Here is a 994-nt window from a genome sequence, read left to right on the forward strand (position 1 = left end):
TATACGGACAACTGCATCATGCCCTAATACTTCTCCGGAAGGATTTAAATATTCTGTCGTCGTCTTAGGCGACATCTTGATCATTCCCCAAAGCTTACTTTCAGCTGGGGAATGTGTCGTCCGCTTAATCATTCCCTCAGGAGTTACTTGGAGAACGACTTTTTCTCCATTGGTCAACTTGCTCTCAAAGGATACGTTCCCGTTAGGATCTACTACCTTCTCATAAGTCCTACCATCCATCGTCAACTTCTGGTATTTAAGCTCTTTGTTTACGGTAGTTAATCCTTTAACGTCGTTCGAAGGAAGTAGCTCTAATTTCGGATTTACTTCATAATTATGCACGAGTAACCCAGCCCGTGTCACAAAGTAACTATGATCTCCCTCCACCTCGATGTTATATACCTTCTCTGGGCGGATCACTCTCTCTATCTTCGCAATCCCTGCAGTTCCCTCGTACAACTCATTCCAAGGAGTTGCACTCGACTGACTATTAAGTGCAGCAAGTGAGATACTCATCTGAGGTCTATCACTCATCTCTTTCAAGATAGCTGCATTACGAATACTTGATACTGTTACTGATCTCTGCTGTGGAGTTAAATACTTGGCTTTTGTCCAACCCTCTCCCTTAATATAGAACGGGTGGTTCCAAGTTGTCTCTACTTCTGTTCCATTTGTATATGTGATCTTATAGATTGCTGGTACATCGTGGATGAATGTCTCTGTGATCTTATTATACGAAAGTATTCCGGTCTTCTCGTTATGGGATAAGACGTAGTCGCCTACTTTTAACTTCTCAATCGAGGTATAGCCGTCTTTTGTTCTAATTAAAGTACCTGCTACAAAGCATGTATCAAATTCTAACTGGCCTTTTTCATTCACTCGGATCTGGCCCGTATCGCTCATTCCAAAGGCTAACTTCGCTTCTCCTTTGATGTTCGACCAGATCTTCTCAAACATGCCTTCGGCTGATTTGTTGCCTAGGACTGCTTCGTTA

At 42.6% G+C, this 994-nt stretch carries 1 protein-coding gene; it reads right to left on the reverse strand.

Annotated elements, in window-relative coordinates:
• Positions 1 to 957: Hint domain-containing protein (locus CH362_RS19095; protein ID WP_244280660.1), on the reverse strand; the 957-nt coding region annotated here is incomplete at its 3' end.
• Positions 958 to 994 lie beyond the last annotated feature (37 nt).

The sequence above is a fragment of the Leptospira saintgironsiae genome, assembly GCF_002811765.1.
GTDB classification, from domain to species: domain Bacteria; phylum Spirochaetota; class Leptospiria; order Leptospirales; family Leptospiraceae; genus Leptospira_B; species Leptospira_B saintgironsiae.